A 19268-nucleotide genomic window follows, 5' to 3' on the forward strand; every position below is an offset into this window, starting at 1 on the left:
GCTGGGTCACGAGCACGACGGCCTCGCGGGGCGGTTGCTCATCCGAGTCCTCCTCGAGGCACGCCGGAACGTGTTGGGCCGACGGCCTCTTTAGCATGATGTATGCGAAGTGGTTACGGACCAGCGCCGTGAAACGTTCAGGCCGAACTCATATGACCGCCGCCCGGCGTGGATCGGACTCGGCGGCGTGCTGCATCAGCCGCGGTGCCACGGCCCGATGCAGCGGGGCGATCACCGCCCAGACCATGCGGGCGGACAGTCTGCGGCGATAGTGCACTCGCGTGGTGAGCGTGGCCCGCCGGCCGTCCGGGCGCCGCAGCGTCAGCTCCCCGCGCATCAGCGGCCCGCGCGCGGTCAGCACCAGCTCGTCGGGATCCGAATGCTCGATCTGCCAGCCGATCAGGTGGTGGGTCGAGGAGTGCAGCTGAAATCGCAAGACGTGGCGGTGGATCCACGACACCGCGCCGCCACCGCGTTGCTTGCCGAGCGCGTCACGGAACATCTGTTCGGCGGTGCGCGTGTCGCCGGGTGCGATCGGGACCTCGAAGACGTCGGTGTAGTCGGATGCGGTCTGGCCGCTCTCGTTCTGGTCGCGCAGTGCCGCGGCCGCAATGCGTTTCAGCGTCGCGTGCGCCACCACCCGGTGTGCACCGGTGCCGATGACCAGGGCGCGATAGATCCTTCCCCGCACACCCGGGAAGACGGCCCACGTGGTCGCGCGCAGCCGGGTGCGGCCCGCGTTTCCTGCCTCCAGCACGAACACCCACCGGTACACGGCGAACAGGTGGCGGCCCACGAGTGCGAAGCGTTCGGGCTCGCGGGCTTCGTCGAGCACGAATCCGATTGGCACCGTGAAGGGATCGCGCGGGTCGCGACACATCACCCGCAACAGCGCCGACCACGTTTCTTCCCGATCCGCGTCGATGGTTATGGCATGCTCGTCGATATAGGGTAATCGTTCCATATAGAAGGAATGTACTAGATCATGGCGCCTCCGCGGAAGCATGAAACCGACGTGATCCTCGATGCGGCCCGAACACTGGTGCTTGACGGCGGACCGCGCGCGGCAAGTGTCGCGGCGATCGCGAAATCCAGCGGCGCGCCGGCCGGCACGTTGTATCACCGCTTCGGCAACCGCGACGGCATCCTGACGGCGGCGTGGTTGCGCGCGCTGGAACGCTTCCAGTCCCGGGCGATGTCCGCGGCTGCCGATACCCCGACCGAGGTTGCGGTGGCGATGGCAGTGTCCGCGATCAGCTTCGCGCGCGAACTTCCGGCGGACGCGCGGCTATTGCTGACCATCCGACCGGCTGACCTGCTCGACGACCAGCCCGACGCGCAATTCCAGGAGACGGTGGCCGCGATGAATGCGCCGCTGATCGAGCGGGTCGGCGTGCTGGCTCGAGAATTGTACGGGCGCAAGGATTCCCGGTCCGTTGACGCTGTCTCGCGCGCGATCGTCGACCTGCCCTATGCCGTGGTCCGGCGGCACGCGCGCGACGATCCGATGCCGGCCTGGCTGGAGGACGATGTCGCGGTGTCGGTGCGTGCGGTGCTAGAAAGCTTTGGCGAACGCGCGTAGCGATGCCACCTGGACGGGATCCAGGGAGGGTCGCACGGTTTTGCGGGCCGCCTCGAGGTCGGCGGCGGTGACGTCGGCGGCATTGATGGAGCGCCGCATCGCGGTGAGTGCGGCCTCGCGCAGCAGAGCCACGCAGTCGGCCGCGCTGTACCCGTCGAGTTCGGCGGCGATGTCGTCGAGATTGACATCCGCGCTCAGCGGGATGGATTTTGCTGCGGTGCACAGGATTTCGCGGCGGGCGGCCCCGTCGGGCGGCTCGACGAACACCAGCCGCTCCAGGCGGCCCGGGCGCAGCAGCGCGGGATCGATCAGATCGGGCCGGTTGGTCGCGCCCAGCACCACGACGTCACGCAGCGGGTCGATGCCGTCGAGCTCGGTCAACAGCGCGGCCACCACGCGATCAGTGACGCCGGAGTCGAAGCTCTGCCCGCGCCGCGGCGCCAGCGCGTCCACCTCGTCGAGGAAGACCAGCGACGGCGCCGAATCCCTTGCCCGCCGGAATAATTCGCGAACAGCCTTCTCCGAGGCGCCCACCCACTTGTCCATCAGCTCGGAGCCCTTGACCGCATGCACGCTCAGCTGCCCGGTGCTGGCCAGCGCCCGGACCACGAACGTCTTGCCGCAGCCCGGTGGCCCGTAGAGCAGCACGCCGCGTGGCGGATCGACGCCGAGGCGCGCGAAGGTGTCGGGATGCTGCAGCGGCCACAACACCGCTTCGGTCAGCGCCTGTTTGGCCTCGACCATGTCGCCGACGTCGTCGAGCGTCACGTTTCCGACGGTCAGTTCCTCGCTTGCCGAACGGGACAGTGGCCGGATGACCGACAGCGCGCCGACCAGATCGTCTTGACGCAGCGTCGGCGGCCGGCCTTCGGCGCTGGCCCGCGACGCCGCCCGCAGCGCCGCCTCCCGGACCAGCGCGGCCAGGTCAGCGGCAACGAAACCCGGTGTACGGCCAGCGATTTCATCGAGGTTCAGCTCGCCGGTCGGCACGGATTTCAGCAGGGTCTCCAGCAGTGCTTTGCGGGTCGCGCCGTCGGGCAGCGTCAGGCCGAGCTCCCGGTCGCACAGCTCGGGGGAGCGCAACCGCGGATCGAGCTGGTCGGGCAGCGCGGACGTGGCGATCAGGGCCACGCCATCGGTGGCCACCGCGGTGCGCAGCTCGGCAAGGATCAGGGCGGCCACCGGCTCGGCGGTCGCGGGCAGCAGCGCGTCGGCATCGGTGATCAGCAGCACGCCGCCGCCGTCACGAATCCCGGTCACCGCGGCGGCTACCGTCTTGAGCCGGTCTTCGGCCGCCAGCGCGCCCACCTCGGGGCCGTCGAGTTGGATCAGCCTGCGGCCGGCACACACCGCCCGCACCATCGTCGTCTTGCCGACTCCGGCCGGGCCCGACACCAATACGCCCAAATTCGTGGTGGCGCCAAGGGTTTTCAGCAGGTGGGGTTCGTCGAGCGCCAGCTTGAGCCATTCGCTGAGCTTGCCGGCCTGTACTTGGGAACCCTTGAGATCGTCGACTCCGATGGCGGGATCCGCAACGGCGACCGGTTCCGGCCGGGCCGCGGCGGCGCCGACCGGAATCCCGTCGCCCCAGGAGACCAACGAGTTCGGTTGCACACTCACCGGCCCGTCGGGATCCACGCCGGTGACCGTGAGCAGCTCCGAGGTCCAGCTGATCCCGACCGCCGACGCCAGCGCAGTGGCAGCCGCCCGGCTGCCAGGAGGAGCCGAGGTGCCGGGCCCGAGGTCGCGGGGCAGCAGCGAGACCGCGTCGCCCACGGTCATCACCTTGCCGAGCAGGGCCTGCCGCAGCGTGGCCGAGGTGATCGATTGGATGGCAAGCGAAGAGCCGCTCAGCGTCACCGATCGCGCGCCGTACACCGTGACCGCGCTGACGATCACCGCGGTGCCCTCGCGCAAGCCCGCGTTGGACAGCGTCACGTCGTCGAGCAGCACCGTGCTCACCGGAATCGTCGTTTCGGCCAGCCCCGCCACCGCCGCGGTGGTTCGTGATCCCGTCAGCGACACCGCATCCCACTCCCGAATGCCAAGGGCGGCAACGGCGTTCGGGTGCATTCGGATGACGCCGCGGCGCGAGTCGACGGCCGAGGTGTTCAGCCGGGCGGTCAGCGTCAGGTGTCCGGACCCCGCGCCGGGATCCGTCATGGCAAGCGTCCACCCGGCTTACGCAGCCCCAGCCGCGCCATCGATCGTCCGTCGGGCCGTCCCAGCCGCACAATCGGGCGCCGGTGGGGCTGTGCGCGGCGGTTGGCGCGCCGCACGGCGCGCTGTTGCTCGGGCTTTTCGCCCCACACCTCGGGATGCGCGGCCAGCCAGCGCTGGTTGCGCACCGCGAAGGGAACGTGGCACAGGTAAGCGACGATGATGACCCAGATCAGGACGTAAGGAGCCAGCACCGCGGCCGCCGCGCAGATCGCGAGGATGGCCAGCAGCGGCGCCGCCCAGTTCGGTGGCACCGCCGCGGCGTGCATCTTGCGCATCGGGATCTTGCTGATCATCAACATCGACGTCCCGGTGATCCAGAGGCAGAGGAACACCGTCGACGACCACCAGCCATCGCCGAACTGCAGCTTGAGCCCGATCAGGCCGATCATCGAGATCGCACCGGCCGGCGCGGGCATTCCGACGAAGAACTCGTGCGCGTAGGCGGGCTTGGATCCGTCGTCCTGCAACGCGTTGAACCTCGCCAGCCGCAGCACCACGCAGACCGCGTACAACAGCACCACGATCCAGCCGGCCGGCGACGTCGACAACAGCGTCACGTAGAGCACGATCGCCGGAGTCACCCCGAAGTTCACCGCGTCGGCCAGCGAGTCGATCTCCTCACCCATGCGCGACTGCGCGTCCAGGATGCGGGCCACCCGGCCGTCCAGCCCATCGAGAATGGCCGCCGCGGCGATCAGCGCCATCGCCGCCTTCGGCTGATGTTCCAGCGCGAACTTGATCGACGTCAGGCCCGCGCAGATCGACAGCACCGTCATCGCGCTGGGCAGGATCTGCAGGTTGACCGCCCGGCCCCGAATCTTGTTGCTCATCGCAGATCGGCCAATACCGTCTCGCCGGCCACCGCGCGCTGGCCGACCGCGACGATCGGCTGGCTGCCCGGCGGCAAGTAGGTGTCCAGCCGCGAGCCGAACCGGATCAGTCCGTAGGTTTCACCGATCGACAACTTGTCCCCGACGTGCGCGTCGCAGACGATGCGGCGCGCGACCAGCCCGGCGATCTGCACCGCGACCACCTCGGCGCCACTGTCGGTCCGGATCCGCACGCTGGTGCGCTCGTTCTCGTCGCTCGCCGACGGCAGGTCGGCCGACCCGAAACGGCCGGGGCGGTGTTGCACGGCGATCACCTCGCCGCCGACCGGGGCGCGTTGCACGTGGGCGTCCAGGATCGACAGGAAAATGCTGACTCGCGGCAGCGGCGCGTCTCCCATGCTCAGTTCCGCGGGCGGGGCCGCGGCGTCCACCAGGCAGACGACGCCGTCGGCGGGGGCGACCACGACGCCCTGCCGCGTCGGCGGCACCCTGGGCGGGTGCCGGAAGAATGCCGCACAGGCACCCGCGGCCAGCAGGCCGACCCGGCGCGGCCACCGGTGGTTGCGGCCGACCAGCGCGAGGGCCAGGCCGGCGGAGATGAACGGCAGCCCCGCGGGATGCACCGGCGGCACGGTTTCTCTCACCAGCTGCAGCATGTGCCGTGGGCTGACGGCAGGGCCCTGGTAGGACAGGCCTTCGTCGGCGGAATGGCGGGGGCGTCGTGCCACCCGCGTCATCTTACGGAGCCCGGGTGGCGGCGCGCTTCGTGCGGGCCAGCAATGCAAGCATTGGTCTTTCACGCGCATAGGGGGTGTACGGATCTCGACTCGATCGCAGACTCCTGACCGCGCGGCGACGCGGCTGCGCCGCGCAAAAACAACCGTCACCATCGTCTTCACGGCTCACGCGGTGCTGGCCTCGGCCTGGGTCGCGTATATCCCGCAAGTCAAAGCACAGCTCGGCCTGTCCAATGCGGCGCTCGGCACCGCGCTCTTCGGTATGCCGCTGGGCTCGGTGGCCGCGATGATGTTTTGTCATTGGGCGCTGCCCCGATGGGGCAGTCACCGGTTGGTGCCCACCACTCTCGTCGGCTACGCGCTTGCCGGACCGGCCATCGGGCTGGCCTCCGGTGAGCTGTCGCTGTTCTCGGCGCTCACGGTGTGGGGTGTCTTTCAGGGTGCGCTGGACGTCGCGATGAACACCCAGGCCGGCACCGTCGAGCGGCTCGTCCGGGCACCGATCATGGCCCGCTTCCATGGCATGTGGAGCACCGGCGGACTGCTCGGAGCCAGCACTGGAGCGGCGTGTGTGGGCGCCGGAGTCGGTCTTGCCCCGCTGCTGGTGGCGGTGGGGGTGGTCGTGCTGGTTGTCGCGGTACCGTTCCTGCGTTACCTGGTACCGGATCAGGCAACGGCCGACGTTTCGGCTACGCGCTCCGCCAAGCGCTTCGGGTTGACGGCTGCCGTCGCCGTGCTGGCGTTGGTGTCGTTCGCGTCATTCCTGTCCGAGGGTGCCGCGGCCGACTGGTCGGCCACCTACTCGCGCAACGTCGTGGGGGCCAGCCCGGGCGTCGCCGCGCTGAGCTACGCCGCGTACACGTTGCTGATGGTCGTCACCCGGCTGGGCGCGACCCGTCTGCAGACGCGGCTGTCGGCGCGCCGGCTGCTGCCGGCCGTAGCGGTATTCGCGGCGATTGCGATGTGCGTGACGCTGGCGCTGGGCAACCCCGTCGTCACGGTGCTCGGGTTCGCCTGCCTGGGCGCCGGTGTGGCGCTGTTGGTGCCCACCGCGTTCAGCGCCGCCTACTCGGCCGGCAACGCCGGTTCGGCCATCACGATCGTGGCCGCCAGCGGCTGGCTGGGTTACCTGCTCGGGCCGCCGTTGATCGGCCATCTCGCCGACTGGATCGGGTTGCCGGCGGCATTGGTGACCATTCCGGTGATGGTCTGCGTGGCCGCAATCGCGATCCGCTGCACCACGGCGTTCGACGCCGCCGACGAGTTCCACCGGCAGGCTTAGCTCAGATCCCAGACCTGCAGCTCGGTTCCGGCGGACACCTCCACGACGTCCTCGGGGATGTCCAGCAGGCCGTTCGCGGAAGCCAACCACCGCAGATGGTGCGAGGCCGGCGGGCCGTAGCTGAGCACGCTGCCGTGGGCGGTGTCCAGAATCGCGCGCCGGAATTGACGCTTACCCTTCGGCGAGGTCAGCGACTCGGCGAGCACCGCGGGCCGGTGCGGGCGGTGCGGATCCGGCAGGCCCATCGCCGTGCGCAGCGCGGGACGGATGAACACCTCGAAGGACACCAGCGCGCTGACCGGGTTGCCGGGCAGGGTGACGATCGTGGTGCCGGCCACCCGCCCGATGCCCTGCGGCATCCCGGGTTGCATCGCCACCTTGACGAACTCGACGCCCTGGTCTCCGTCACGTCCGAACGCGTCCTTGACGACCTCGTAGGCGCCGGCGCTGACTCCGCCGCTGGTGATGATCAGGTCCGCGTCGGCCGCGTGCTTGTCCAGAATCGAGCTGAACTGCGCGACATCGTCTTCGGCGGTCGCGACGGCGATCACGTCGGCGCCGGCCTCACGCACGGCCCCGGCCAGCATGATCGAGTTGGACTCGTAGATCTGTCCGGGCTGCAGCGGGGTGCCCGGCGTCACCAGCTCCGTCCCGGTCGAGATCACCAGCACCCGCTGGCGCGGGATCACCGGCAGCCCCGGCAATCCCAGCGCCGCGGCCAGGCCCAGCACCGCCGGCGTGACGACCTGACCCTTGCGCAGCACGGTGGTGCCCGGCGCCACGTCTTCGCCCGCCCGCCGAACGTGCTTGCCCGGCTCCGCGCGTGCACGGATCGCCACCGAGTCCACACCACCGTCGGTGTTCTCCACCGGCACAACGCCCGTCGCCCCGGTCGGCATCGGCGCGCCGGTCATGATGCGGTGCGCGGTTCCGGGTCGCAGCGTCAACTGATCGGTGCGCCCGGCGGGAATGTCCTCGGCGACCGGCAAGACCACCGGCCGGTCGGGTGTGGCGCCCTCGGTCTCCTCGGCGCGCACCGCGTATCCGTCCATCGCGGAGTTGTCGAAAACCGGCAGCGCCAGCTCGGCAACCACGTCATCGGCCAGAACCAGGCCCTGCGCCTGCGTCAGGGGCACCGTCACGGCGGGGCGGGCGCCGATCATGGCAGCTACGACGCGCTGATGTTCCTCGACTGACCGCACTTGGCCATTATCGGCCTGCCGGATTCCGGAGCTGGTACTGCCCGCCTCAGGGGTCGCGCCGACGTAGAGTCGAGAACGTGATTACCGGGTTGGCCCACACCGGCGTGTGCGTACCGGATTGTGAGGCCGCAGTGGCCTTTTACCGTGACGTGTTAGGCCTGCGTGTGGTCTCGCCGCCGTGTGTGATGGGCGGTAACGCCATTCGCAACGACATGGGTGAGCTGGTGGCCGATCCCACGATGAAAGCCGCCATCGTCGGCTTCGACGACGGCAGCGACCGCGTCCTCGAGGTGATCGAATACCTCAACGTCGACGGCGGCGATCAGCGGGCCGCCGCGGCCCTCACCGATCACGGGCTCTCACACGTCGGGCTGATCTGTGCGGATCTCGAGGCCACCCGCGCCGAACTCGAGAGCAAGGGAGTCCGGTTTCTGGTGAGCGGAGTCGCCGACGTCGCGCGAGTGCGCACCAGCTGGTTCGTCGATCCGTGGGGTGTGGTGTTCATCCTGGTGGAGAAGAGCCGGCCCGGGCGACCCTACTTCGCGCAATGGGACTGAAGCCGCGCGTCGGGGTCATCGGCGCGGGCGCCGGTGGCATCGCAATGGGAATCCAGCTCGCCGAGGGTGGCTACGACTTCACCATCTTCGACCGCGCCGACGGATTCGGCGGTACCTGGCGGCACAACACTTTTCCGGGGGCGGCCTGCGATGTGCCGTCGCATCTGTACTCGTACTCGTTCGCGCTGAACCCGCGCTGGAGCAAGACCTACGCGAACCAACCCGAGATCCTGGCCTACCTGGAACGGGTGGCCACCGAGCGCGGGCTGGGCCCGCACCTGCGGCCCCACACCTCGATCACCACCGTGCGGTGGTCGGACAGCCGCCGGCGCTGGACACTCGTCACCGGTGACGGCGATGCGCACGAGTTCGACGCAGTGGTCAGCGCGGTCGGGATGCTCGACGTGCCCAACGTTCCGGATATCCCTGGGGCGCAACGGTTTCAGGGCAGGCAATTCCACTCCGCGCGGTGGGATCACAGCAAGTCGACGGCAGGTGAGCGGGTCGCGTCCATCGGCACGGGTGCCAGTGCGATCCAGTATGTTCCGGCGATCGCCCCGAAAACCGCACATCTCACCGTGTTTCAGCGAACCCCGATCTGGATCTCGCCCCGATTCGACTTTCCGTTCACGCCGGAACAACACGCGGAGTTCGAGCGCGATCCGGCGGCCGTGCAGAAGCTGCGCGACGAGGCATTCGACGCCTACGAGTCGTCCAGCTTCGACGTCGACGCGATTCAGACCCGCGAGGCCACCGAGCTCGCCCGCAGTTACCTGATGCGCAAGGTCGCCGACCCCGCGCTGCGCGCCAAGCTGACGCCGGACTACCCGGTGGGCTGCAAGCGGCCGCTGATGTCGCGCGAGTGGTACCCGACGTTCGGATTGCCGAACGTCAGTCTGGAAACCGGCGCGATCACCGAGATGACCGAGCGCGGGGTGCGCACCGCCGACGGCGTCGAGCACCGCGTCGACACCATCATCTACGGCACCGGCTTCAAAGCCGCCGACTACCTTGCCAGCATCGACGTGTACGGCAGCGGCGGCCGTGCGCTGCGCGAGGACTGGCGGGACGGCGCGGAAGCCTACCTCGGCACGTTGATCGCCGGATACCCGAACTTCTTCACGCTGTACGGCCCCAACACGAACGGCGTCAACTCGATCATCTACATCCACGAGGCGCAAACGACGTTCGTCCGCCGGCTGCTCGACGTGATGGGTGATCGCGGGGCGCGCACCATCGAGGTCACCGGGGATGCGCAGCGCCGCTACAACGACGAGATCCAGGCCGCGATGCAGGGCAAGGTCTGGCTGGCCTGTACCAACTACTTTCGCCATCCCAGCGGCAAGGTTGTCACTCAGCTGCCCTACAGCGGGCGGACCTTCTTCGAGCGCACCCGCACGATGGTGGAGCAGGACTACGCGCTGCGCGCGTGAACTACCGGCAACAGCAGCCGCGATGACGATCGAACGGTGTTGATCGTGCTGGTGCCGACGGGCGCATGCCGGAAGTCCATGATGGCCGGAACGTCGGGATTCTGGTCGTCGCTGGTGAGTGTCAACCGGATGCGGTGCCCGCGGCGAAATCGTCGGGCGTTGGGCAGCAAGGGGATTCGGTACACGACGTCCTCACCGATCGGTATCCCGACTGCTGTCCGGCACCGTAGCACCGGCGCGCCGGGACGGCTGGCGTCGTCGTCGACCTCACGCAGACTGGCCCGAAGCCAGCCGCTGGTGAGATGCTCGACAGCCGAGCCGTCTTCGGCAATGTCGGACACGGTCACGATCCATCCGGTGTCCAACGCCGTCGCCGAGGCGACCAGTCGCAGTTCGATGTCACCCGCCACATCCAAGTCTTCGTCCAGCGGCGCGGTGGTCCAGGTCAGCAGCGACGGCGGATCGATCTCACTGGGCTTGGCGCGGTTGAGTCCTGTTCCCAGGGACCAATATTCGCGACTGCCCGGCTCGCCCTCGTCGACGGCGAGGCCTGCGTCGGCGCGCAGGGCGAACTCGACATGTGAGCTGTCGGGCGGCGGCCACGACTCCTGAGCCTTCCACTCCTCGGCCACCGGCAGGAAGTAGCGGAAGGCGGGACCCTCGAGAATTCCGGTGTCCTGTCCCTTGAGCCAGTGGTCGTACCACGCGAGCGCTTCGATGTGCATGCTCTCCCACGGCCAGGTAAGGCCGTATTTGCCGAGCATCGCGACCCGGACGCACGGGCTCTTGGTCAGGTTGCGCAGCGTGGAAAAGGTCGACGGCAGGTGCAGCGGCACGTTCTCCCAATCGCATCCCAAATAGACTGGTATATCGATGTTTTCGAGCAGATCAGTCAGGTCCCGTTCGTCCCACCATTCGTCGCGTATCGGATGTCTGACGACGGCGTTCTGCCACAGCTCGTCCCATGGCCGCGGCTGATGGGGCAGTTTCATCAGCAGGTTGAGCATGCCATTGGCCGATTCGCCGTTCATCGTGGCGAACTTCTTGTGTATCGGCGCCAGATTCAGCAGCCGGCGGCCAATGGCGAAAGGTGCACTGCGGTAGAACCGGTCACTCTTGGGTGCCGTCAGCCCGAGCATCGACAAAAACGAACTGACGAATTTCGTACTGGGCAGGCCGTGGTGCGTCGCGCCATCGTATAGATCGCTGGTTACGGCGAACGGAAAGATGGCCTTGAGGTGTGGCGGTCGCTCGACGGCTGCCTCGAGTTGGGTCATGGCGAAGTAGCTGATGCCCAGCATGCCGAGATTGCCGTCACACCATGGTTGTTCGGCGACCCACTCGATCACGTCGTGCATGTCGCGGCGCTCTTGGCTGTCGAAGAAAGCGAAAGTCCCACCGGAACCGCCGGTTCCGCGCAGGTTGACGATGACGTGGACGTAGCCGCGCGGTACCCAGAAGTCAGTGGCGCCCGCCTCGATGAAGCCGGCTGGGGCGCCGAGGTCTTGTATCTGCCGGGCGTAGGGGGATGCGGCCACCAGTGCCGGAAACGGCCCGTCGGCGTCCGGGCGGTAGATGTCGGCCATCAGCTCGATGCCGTCGCGCATCGGGATCTTGACGTTGAGGTGCCGACGCGTGCCGTACTTCGGTTCGCTCAGGTTGCGGAATTCGCGCCCCGACGTCTGCGGTCCGTTCAGCCGGCGCTGGCCCGGTTCGATTCCGGCGACGCGCTTCGAGGTAGTGATCATGGCCTTCTCTCCCATTTTTTCACGGATCGTTGAAACTAGCTTCACGCTACGGTGAAACTAGTTTCAACGCAACAGGAAATTCACGCTGTGGTGAAACTTGACGTGAAAAATGCGCTAACGGCTGGCGCGTCAGACCCAGAAGTTGTCGTGCCGGACGAACCACTCGCTGCGCTCGTCGTCAGTCATGGCGGCCAGCGCGCCAAAACCTTCGAAGTACGTCTCGCGCGGCGCGCCGGGCGCGAACAGCATCAGGATCGACGCGGGTCCGTCGGCCTCGTTGCGGAAGCCGTGGATCCCGCCCGGCGGGACGTAGAGGAAATCGTGTGCGCGGCCGTCGACCCACTCGGTGCCGTCGTAGAGCTTGATCGTCCCGGACAGCACGAAGAAGGCCTCGGACATGGCCCGGTGATAGTGCGCCGGGGGTCCGCCGCCGGCCGGGGCGATATCGACCCGGTACAGGCCGTAGTCGCCGTCGGTGGCCTGCTGATTGGCCAGGTAGTGGTAGTTGACCCCGGCGGTCTCGTAATCCGGTGGCGCATCACCGCGTTTGAGCCAGGCGCTGACTTCCGGCCGGTCGGCGGTGTAGCGGGGCGATGGATACGGCGGCACGACGAGGGACATGGAATCCAGCCTGCCAGTTAGCATCGCCAGAGTGGAGGTCCCGGAAAGGGCGCCCGAAGAGGTGCGAGTAGCGCGCCTCCTGGACGCCGAGGCCAAGGCGGCGCGACTGTTCGGCGAGATCGAAGCTCGCGCGATGGTCCGCCCCGGTGTGGGGGAGCGGGCGCTGTCCGACGAGATCCGCGACCTGGCCGCGGAGATGTTCGGGGCGAGCCGGCATTGGCACCGGCGCATCGTGCGAGCCGGCGAAAACACTTTGTTGCCCTTCAAGGAGCATCCGCCGGACCGGGTGATCGGCGACGACGACATCGTGTTCCTCGATTTCGGGCCGATCTTCCAGCAGTGGGAGGCCGACTTCGGGCGCACTTTTGTGGTGGGCGGCGACCCGGCCAAAATCGCTGTCCGCGAGGCACTTCCGCGGGTGTGGCGGGCCGGGCGCGAGTATTTCGACCAGCATCCGGCGGTCACCGGAGCCGAGTTGTTCGACTTTGTCGTCGGCGCCGCCCGCGCCGCGGGTTTCGAGTGGGGCAGCCCGATCGCCGGCCATCTGGTGGGCGAGTTTCCGCACAAGAAGATCTCCGGCGATGGCGTCCAGTGCTACATCACGCCCGGCTCGCGCAAACCGATGCGGCGCGCAGACGCCGGCGGGCGGCCGTGCCATTGGATCCTGGAGGTCCATCTGGTCGACCGCCCGCGTGGTTTTCGGCGGCTTCTACGAGCAGTTGCTCGACTTGGCCTAGTCGATGCGAAAGACGACGCCGGTGAGCTCCTCGGAAACCGCCCACAACCGGCGCTGCCGCTCGGTGTCGTGCGACTTGGCGCTCGAGGCGACGACTTTGGGGTAGCCGCGGGTCTCGGCGAACCCGTCGGGGCCGTAGTACTGGCCGCCGAGGACGCCCGGGTCGGTGGCGGCACGCAGCGTCGGGAGCGCGCCCATGGCCGCGTCCTGAGCGATCACCGAGAAGAACACGTTGACGAGCGGCCGGAACAAAGCGGGCGTGTAGCGGCCCAGCTCGGTGTTCGACCCGCCGGGGTGGGCGGCGGCGGCGATCGTCGTCCCGTGCGGGGCAAGGCGTCGCTGCAGTTCGTAGGTGAACAACAGGTTGGCGAGCTTGGCCTGCCCGTAGGCCGCCACCCGGTTGTAGGAGCGCTCCCACTGCAGGTCGTCGAAGTGGATATCGGCCAGGATGCGATGGCCGACGCTGCTCACCGTCACGACCCGCGATCCGGGGACGGGCAGCAGCCGCTCCAGCAGCAGGCCGGTGAGCGCGAAGTGGCCCAGGTGGTTGGTGCCGAACTGCATCTCGAAGCCGTCTTTGGTGGTTTCCTTCGGCGTGTACATCACCCCCGCGTTGTTGATCAGCAGGTCAATGCGGTCGTAGTCGGCGTTGAGCTGTCCGGCGGCCGCGCGGACGGAGTCCAGCGACGTCAGGTCGAGCTCCTGCAGCGCGACGTCGGCGTGCGGGCTCCGGGCGGTGATCCGTGCGGCGGCGTCCTTGCCCTTGTCGAGATTGCGTACCGCGAGCACTACGTGGGCGCCCCGCTCGGCGAGCGCGGCGGCGGTTTCGTAGCCCAGGCCGGTGTTGGCTCCGGTGATGACGGCGACGCGGCCCTTCTGGTCGGGAATGTCCGCTGCTGTCCACTTGGCCATGGCAAACTCCTTTACGGATAAATTAAACGGGGCGAGCGCTCCGGTTGATTCGTACTATACGGAACGTGCGCCCCGCTTTGTCAACCGATGGGTGGTGAATAGATGGCGCAGCCTGAACGTCGGTTGCGTGCCGACGCGGCCCGCAACCGGGCGCGAGTACTGGAAGTCGCCTATGACACCTTCGCGGCCGAGGGCCTGTCGGTGCCCATCGACGAGATCGCCCGCCGGGCCGGCGTCGGGGCCGGCACCGTGTACCGGCACTTTCCGACCAAGGAAGCGCTGTTCCAAGCGGTCATCGAGGACCACATGCAGCACCTCGTCGACGAGGGGTACGCGCTGCTGGAATCCGCCGGCCCGGGCGAGGCGCTGTTCGCCTACCTGCGGTCGCTGGTGCTGCAGTGGGGCGCGGCGGATCGCGGCCTGGTCGACGCTCTGGCCGGTTTCGGCATCGACATCGCTGCCGCCGCCCCGGATGCCGAGGATGCCTTCCTGGCGATGCTTGACGAGCTGCTGCGCGCCGCTCAGCGGGCGGGCACGGCGCGGCCGGACATCGGCGTACGCGAAGTGAAGACGATCATGGTCGGGTGTCAGGCCATGGAGGCCTACAACGCGGAGTTGGCCGAGCGGGTTACCGACGTCGTCGTCGACGGTTTACGCGCTAAGCGATAGCCCCCGACAACCGCGGCCCCGTTCTTGCACTCGGCATGGGCGAGTGCTAAGAATGACGTTGGCACTCGCAGTGTGCGAGTGCTAGGTCGGGACGGTGAGGCCAGCTCTGGTCGTCCGTCGCGGGCACTGCGCCCGGCCAGCGTAAGTAACGGGGTATGCCGCCATCCGGCGGCCTCCGTTTCATTCCCAATCCGGAGGAATCACTTCGCAATGGCCAAGACAATTGCGTACGACGAAGAGGCCCGTCGCGGCCTCGAGCGGGGTCTGAACGCCCTCGCCGACGCGGTAAAGGTGACGTTGGGGCCCAAGGGTCGCAACGTCGTCCTGGAGAAGAAGTGGGGCGCTCCCACGATCACCAACGATGGTGTGTCCATCGCCAAGGAGATCGAGCTGGAGGACCCGTACGAGAAGATCGGCGCCGAGCTGGTCAAGGAAGTCGCCAAGAAGACCGACGACGTCGCCGGTGACGGCACGACGACGGCCACGGTGCTGGCTCAGGCGCTCGTCAAAGAGGGCCTGCGCAACGTCGCGGCCGGCGCCAACCCGCTGGGCCTCAAGCGCGGCATCGAGAAGGCCGTCGAGAAGGTCACCGAGACCCTGCTGAAGTCGGCCAAGGACGTCGAGACCAAGGAGCAGATCGCTGCGACCGCGGGCATCTCGGCGGGCGACCAGTCGATCGGTGACCTGATCGCCGAGGCGATGGACAAGGTCGGCAACGAGGGTGTCATCACCGTCGAGGAGTCCAACACCTTCGGCCTGCAGCTCGAGCTCACCGAGGGCATGCGGTTCGACAAGGGCTACATCTCGGGCTACTTCGTCACCGACGCCGAGCGTCAGGAAGCGGTCCTGGAGGACCCCTACATCCTGCTGGTCAGCTCCAAGGTGTCGACCGTCAAGGACCTGCTGCCGCTGCTGGAGAAGGTCATCCAGGGCGGCAAGCCGCTGCTGATCATCGCCGAGGACGTCGAGGGCGAGGCCCTGTCGACCCTGGTCGTGAACAAGATCCGCGGCACGTTCAAGTCGGTCGCCGTCAAGGCCCCCGGCTTCGGTGACCGCCGCAAGGCGATGCTGCAGGACATGGCGATCCTGACCGGTGGCCAGGTCGTCAGCGAAGAGGTCGGCCTCTCCCTCGAGACCGCCGACATCTCGCTGCTCGGTAAGGCCCGCAAGGTCGTGATCACCAAGGACGAGACCACCATCGTCGAGGGCGCCGGCGACACCGACGCCATCGCCGGCCGGGTGGCCCAGATCCGTGCCGAGATCGAGAACAGCGACTCCGACTACGACCGCGAGAAGCTGCAGGAGCGCCTGGCCAAGCTGGCCGGCGGTGTTGCGGTGATCAAGGCCGGAGCTGCCACCGAGGTGGAGCTCAAGGAGCGCAAGCACCGTATCGAGGACGCGGTCCGCAACGCCAAGGCCGCCGTCGAGGAGGGCATCGTCGCCGGTGGTGGCGTGGCCCTGCTGCAGTCGGCCCCGGCTCTGGACGAGCTCAAGCTCAAGGGTGACGAGGCCACCGGTGCCAACATCGTCCGCGTGGCGCTCGAGGCTCCGCTGAAGCAGATCGCCTTCAACTCCGGGCTGGAGCCCGGCGTTGTCGCCGAGAAGGTCCGCAACTCGAAGGCCGGTACCGGCCTGAACGCGGCCACCGGCGAGTACGAGGACCTGCTCAAGGCCGGCGTTGCCGACCCGGTCAAGGTGACCCGTTCGGCGCTGCAGAACGCCGCGTCCATCGCGGGGCTGTTCCTGACCACCGAGGCCGTCGTGGCCGACAAGCCGGAGAAGGCCGCCGCTCCCGTCGGCGACCCGACCGGTGGCATGGGCGGTATGGACTTCTAAGAAGTCGCATAGCGAAGAAGCCCGGTTCCCCTGGAAACCCCAGTGGGCCGGGCTTTTTCGTGTGTCAGGGCTGTTCGAGACGCAGGCAGTCGTCCTTGTAGCCCGTCGTGCCGGGCATAGGCCGCGAGTGTGGGGTGTATGGACGTCCACACAACGAAATCCGTCCACAGGTCCCACGCTCGACACCTCAGCATTGGATGATCGGTCGGCACGGCGGCCGAACATGCCGCCATGGAGGACATTCCGTTTCGCGGCAGTGAGGCGCTCGGAGCCGGTGCCATCACCCGAAGTCAGTTGCGCAGCCGCTACCGAGCGGTGTTCCGCGACGTGTACATCGGCAGGGATGCGGAGCTGACGGCTGCGACCAAGGCGCGTGCGGCTTGGCTGTCGACGGGTGCGACCTTGGCAGGCTTGTCCGCCGCCGCGGTGTTGGGGACGAAATGGCTTGACGCCGCTAAGCCCGCTGAGATCGTGCGCGGTGACCGGCACGGTCAGCCGGGCATTGTGGTCCGCAGCTATCAGCTGGCCGATGACGAGATACACACCGTCGGTGGGATGCGGGTGACGACGGCGGCCCGAACTGCTTACGACATCGGCGGCGGCCTGCCGCTTGCCGCGGCAGTCCCGATTCTCGACGCATTGCTCAACGCGACGGGTATCAAACCCGCGCACGTGATCGCTTTGGCCGATCGGCGCCCGGGATGCCGCGGCGTTCGGCGGCTGCGGCTCGCGTTGGCACAGGCCGACGGCGGTGCGGAGTCACCGCAGGAGACCAGAGTGCGGTTGCTGCTCGTCAACGCCGGACTTCCAAAGCCTGAGACGCAGATCGAGTTTCGGGACCTGCACATCCGGGTCGACATGGGATGGCGCGAGTGGCAGCTCGCCGTCGAATACGACGGTGTTCAACATTGGGAGAACCGATATCAGCGGTCGTGGGACATCGAGCGAATCGCCTTGCTAGAAGCGGCCGGCTGGGCTGTGGTCAGAGTCAGCGCTGAGATGCTGTCGCGTCGGCCAGAGGCGATCGTTCAGCGCGTGTGGGACAAGCTTCGCGAGCGTGGGGCCTATGGACGAATTGACGGCTGTCCCCGTACCTAGGGCCCACACTCGGCGTCCTAGGGTAATTCACCAGCACCGCCGTCGTCACCGGGGCGTCGTCGGGCATCGGCGCCGCGATCGCCCGCGAGCTCGCCGGTCGCGGGCACGGCGTCACCCTCGTCGCGCGCCGCGAGGACAAGCTGCGCGAGCTGGCCGACGAACTGGCGAGCCGGGTTCGCGTCGAGGTGGTCGGTTGCGACGTCGCGGATTCCGCCGCTCGCGCCGGCCTTCTCGGCGAGGTCGAGCGTCGCGGGCTGACGGCCGAGATCCTGGTCAACAACGCCGGCATCGGCACCATCGGGTCGGTGACCGACGCGTCGGTCGACGACGAGATCGCCCAGGTCCGGGTCAACGTCGAGGCCGTTATCGACCTCACCACCCGCGCGGTCCAGCAGATGGTGCCGCGCGGGCGCGGTGCAATTCTCAACGTCGGATCCACCGCGGGCTACCATCCCTTCCCCGGCCAGGTCGGCTACGCCGCGACCAAGGCGTTCGTGATCAGCTACACCGAAGGACTGCGCGGCGAACTGGCCGGCACCGGTGTCACCGTCGCGCTGCTCAACCCCGGGCCGGTGCGCACCGACTTCCTGAAGAACGCCGGCATGGACGAGCGCAAATTCGCCGACGCGTTCCCGAAGTTCATGTGGCTGCCCGCCAGCGAAGTGGCGCGCGCCGGAATCGACGCGCTCGACGCCGACCGCGGATCCGTGATCCCCGGGCTGCCAAGCCAAGTCAGCACCCGGCTGTTCCAGTTCATGCCGCGACGTGTGCTGCTGCCGCTACTGAAAAAGCAGCATCCCGGCCTCAAACGGGACCGCTCAGCGACCTAACGGCCAGCGCCGCATCCAGCCCTCCACCGGAAGTGCGAGCGCGTTGCACAGCGTGCAAATGGTGCGATACCAGCCGACGGCCGTGAGCAATTCGATGCGCTGCTCGTCGTCGAGGTCGCGGCCCAGCGCGGCCCACGTCGCCTCCGACCACGAACCGGTGCGCTCCAGCTCGTCGACCGCCGCGATCAGCGTCCGCTCGGCCGGGTCCCACCGCGGGTCGTCGGGGCCGCCGGTCACCAGCGCGTCACACTCGTCGTCGCTGACTCCGGCGATCGGTCCCCAGAACGCCGCCTGCCCGCCCCACTCGTACTCGCAACCGACCAGCGCGCAGCTGCGCAGGATCGCGATCGTCCGGGTCCGCGGAGGCAAAAGCGCTGCGATATAAAGGGATTCACCGAGCTTACGCAGCCGGCCGGCCAGCGCTGGATGGCGCTGCAGGCAGCGCACCAGCAGCAGCGGCTCATACGAGCGGTCGGGGTGGCCCCAGCTGTTGATGCTGTGGGCGTCTTCCTCGCTCCACGGCGGGGCTAGCGGCGCGACGCGACTCATGCGACTGACTGTACGAGGTCACGCCGGCAGGGAGAACACCACGCAGTCGTGCAGGGTGCCGGTGGCCGCGGAGTCGGGATCGGCGTCGCGGTGCAGGAGCGCGCGGGTCGGCACCACATCCAATCGGACTGTCTCGGAGTCGGACTCGGCGACTTCGGCGTGGCCGTCGACGATCAGCGAATAGCCGCCCGGCTCGCGCGGCGGCCACAGCAGGGTGACGTCGCCGCGCCGGCTGAGGTTTTCGCGGGTGCGGCCGCCGATGAGTCCGACATCGAGGACGGCGCCGTCGCGCAGCCGCGGCTCGACCGTCACGGTGTGAACGCGGTATTCGTCGTCGACGGTGATCAGGTACGCGAACGGGAAGTCGGGCAGGGCGGCGGCCAGCCTGTCCAGATCCACCCTCTTCTTGGTGCGCATGATGTC

Annotated in this window: 17 protein-coding genes and 2 pseudogenes; 9 read left to right on the plus strand and 10 right to left on the minus strand. The window is 68.2% G+C overall.

The features are described from left to right. Positions 1-148 precede the first annotated feature (148 nt). Complete coding sequence (locus MAAFP003_RS03150; protein ID WP_096284364.1) at positions 149-964, minus strand: DUF2867 domain-containing protein; 816 nt, start codon at positions 962-964, stop codon at positions 149-151. Positions 965-985: 21 nt separating this feature from the next. Here MAAFP003_RS03150 and MAAFP003_RS03155 point away from each other — a divergent pair, with 21 nt between their 5' ends. Further along, entirely contained in the window at positions 986-1582 is a 597-nt protein-coding gene (locus MAAFP003_RS03155) for a TetR/AcrR family transcriptional regulator (RefSeq protein WP_096284366.1), read from the plus strand. Here the strand turns inward: MAAFP003_RS03155 and MAAFP003_RS03160 are convergent. Genes MAAFP003_RS03160 through MAAFP003_RS03170 form a run of 3 tightly spaced genes read right to left on the minus strand, consistent with a single transcriptional unit; the run spans position 1556 to position 5363 of the window. Further along, the gene (locus tag MAAFP003_RS03160) at positions 1556-3745 is read right to left on the minus strand and encodes an AAA family ATPase (protein WP_096284368.1); all 2190 of its coding nucleotides are present in this window, start codon (positions 3743-3745) and stop codon (positions 1556-1558) included. The two genes, MAAFP003_RS03155 and MAAFP003_RS03160, sit on opposite strands and share 27 nt — an antisense overlap. Then, complete coding sequence (pssA, locus tag MAAFP003_RS03165; protein ID WP_096284370.1) at positions 3742-4635, minus strand: CDP-diacylglycerol--serine O-phosphatidyltransferase; 894 nt, start codon at positions 4633-4635, stop codon at positions 3742-3744. The genes MAAFP003_RS03160 and pssA overlap by 4 nt, the downstream gene beginning before the upstream one ends. Beyond that, on the minus strand, positions 4632-5363 hold the full coding sequence (locus MAAFP003_RS03170; RefSeq protein ID WP_279304364.1) for a phosphatidylserine decarboxylase: 732 nt from the start codon (positions 5361-5363) through the stop codon (positions 4632-4634). Before MAAFP003_RS03170 ends, pssA begins: the two co-directional genes overlap by 4 nt. Positions 5364-5496: 133 nt before the next feature. Between MAAFP003_RS03170 and MAAFP003_RS03175 the strand changes: the two genes are divergently transcribed. Then, positions 5497-6654 (plus strand): MFS transporter, encoded by a 1158-nt coding sequence (locus tag MAAFP003_RS03175; protein ID WP_096284374.1) that lies wholly within the window; start codon positions 5497-5499, stop codon positions 6652-6654. Here MAAFP003_RS03175 and moeA read toward each other — a convergent pair. After that, a complete protein-coding gene (moeA, locus tag MAAFP003_RS03180; RefSeq protein WP_096284376.1) occupies positions 6651-7856 on the minus strand; it encodes a molybdopterin molybdotransferase MoeA in 1206 nt (401 codons plus the stop codon). The genes MAAFP003_RS03175 and moeA overlap by 4 nt on opposite strands. A 77-nt stretch (positions 7857-7933) precedes the next feature. On the opposite strand from moeA, the gene MAAFP003_RS03185 reads away from it, so the two are divergent. Further along, the gene (locus tag MAAFP003_RS03185) at positions 7934-8413 is read left to right on the plus strand and encodes a VOC family protein (protein WP_096284378.1); all 480 of its coding nucleotides are present in this window, start codon (positions 7934-7936) and stop codon (positions 8411-8413) included. Beyond that, positions 8404-9846 (plus strand): flavin-containing monooxygenase, encoded by a 1443-nt coding sequence (locus tag MAAFP003_RS03190; protein WP_096284380.1) that lies wholly within the window; start codon positions 8404-8406, stop codon positions 9844-9846. Before MAAFP003_RS03185 ends, MAAFP003_RS03190 begins: the two co-directional genes overlap by 10 nt. Here the strand turns inward: MAAFP003_RS03190 and MAAFP003_RS03195 are convergent. After that, complete coding sequence (locus MAAFP003_RS03195) at positions 9828-11594, minus strand: CocE/NonD family hydrolase (protein WP_243393752.1); 1767 nt, start codon at positions 11592-11594, stop codon at positions 9828-9830. The genes MAAFP003_RS03190 and MAAFP003_RS03195 overlap by 19 nt on opposite strands. Positions 11595-11723: 129 nt before the next feature. Beyond that, complete coding sequence (locus MAAFP003_RS03200) at positions 11724-12215, minus strand: cupin domain-containing protein (protein ID WP_096284384.1); 492 nt, start codon at positions 12213-12215, stop codon at positions 11724-11726. On the opposite strand from MAAFP003_RS03200, the pseudogene MAAFP003_RS03205 reads away from it, so the two are divergent. After that, positions 12214-12952 (plus strand): annotated as a pseudogene (locus MAAFP003_RS03205) (M24 family metallopeptidase). The gene MAAFP003_RS03200 and the pseudogene MAAFP003_RS03205 overlap by 2 nt on opposite strands. On the opposite strand, the gene MAAFP003_RS03210 reads toward MAAFP003_RS03205, so the two are convergent. Next, on the minus strand, positions 12949-13863 hold the full coding sequence (locus tag MAAFP003_RS03210; protein WP_096284386.1) for an SDR family NAD(P)-dependent oxidoreductase: 915 nt from the start codon (positions 13861-13863) through the stop codon (positions 12949-12951). The pseudogene MAAFP003_RS03205 and the gene MAAFP003_RS03210 sit on opposite strands and share 4 nt — an antisense overlap. 102 nt (positions 13864-13965) lie before the next feature. On the opposite strand from MAAFP003_RS03210, the gene MAAFP003_RS03215 reads away from it, so the two are divergent. The 4 genes and pseudogenes from MAAFP003_RS03215 to MAAFP003_RS03230 form a co-directional block, all read left to right on the plus strand. Beyond that, on the plus strand, positions 13966-14532 hold the full coding sequence (locus tag MAAFP003_RS03215; protein ID WP_096284388.1) for a TetR/AcrR family transcriptional regulator: 567 nt from the start codon (positions 13966-13968) through the stop codon (positions 14530-14532). 210 nt (positions 14533-14742) lie between these two features. Further along, complete coding sequence (gene groL, locus MAAFP003_RS03220) at positions 14743-16368, plus strand: chaperonin GroEL (RefSeq protein WP_096284390.1); 1626 nt, start codon at positions 14743-14745, stop codon at positions 16366-16368. 231 nt (positions 16369-16599) lie between these two features. Beyond that, positions 16600-17466: an endonuclease domain-containing protein gene (locus MAAFP003_RS03225; RefSeq protein WP_096284392.1), complete on the plus strand. Its 867-nt coding sequence runs from the start codon at positions 16600-16602 to the stop codon at positions 17464-17466. Positions 17467-17495: 29 nt separating this feature from the next. Then, a pseudogene (locus MAAFP003_RS03230) lies at positions 17496-18296 on the plus strand (SDR family NAD(P)-dependent oxidoreductase); the annotation flags it as partial. Here MAAFP003_RS03230 and MAAFP003_RS03235 read toward each other — a convergent pair. Further along, positions 18285-18845 (minus strand): carboxymuconolactone decarboxylase family protein, encoded by a 561-nt coding sequence (locus tag MAAFP003_RS03235; protein WP_096284396.1) that lies wholly within the window; start codon positions 18843-18845, stop codon positions 18285-18287. The pseudogene MAAFP003_RS03230 and the gene MAAFP003_RS03235 sit on opposite strands and share 12 nt — an antisense overlap. A gap of 18 nt (positions 18846-18863) precedes the next feature. Continuing rightward, on the minus strand, positions 18864-19262 hold the full coding sequence (locus MAAFP003_RS03240; protein WP_096284398.1) for a hypothetical protein: 399 nt from the start codon (positions 19260-19262) through the stop codon (positions 18864-18866). Positions 19263-19268: the final 6 nt, after the last annotated feature.

It is taken from the genome of Mycobacterium ahvazicum (assembly GCF_900176255.2).
In the GTDB taxonomy this organism is placed as follows: domain Bacteria; phylum Actinomycetota; class Actinomycetes; order Mycobacteriales; family Mycobacteriaceae; genus Mycobacterium; species Mycobacterium ahvazicum.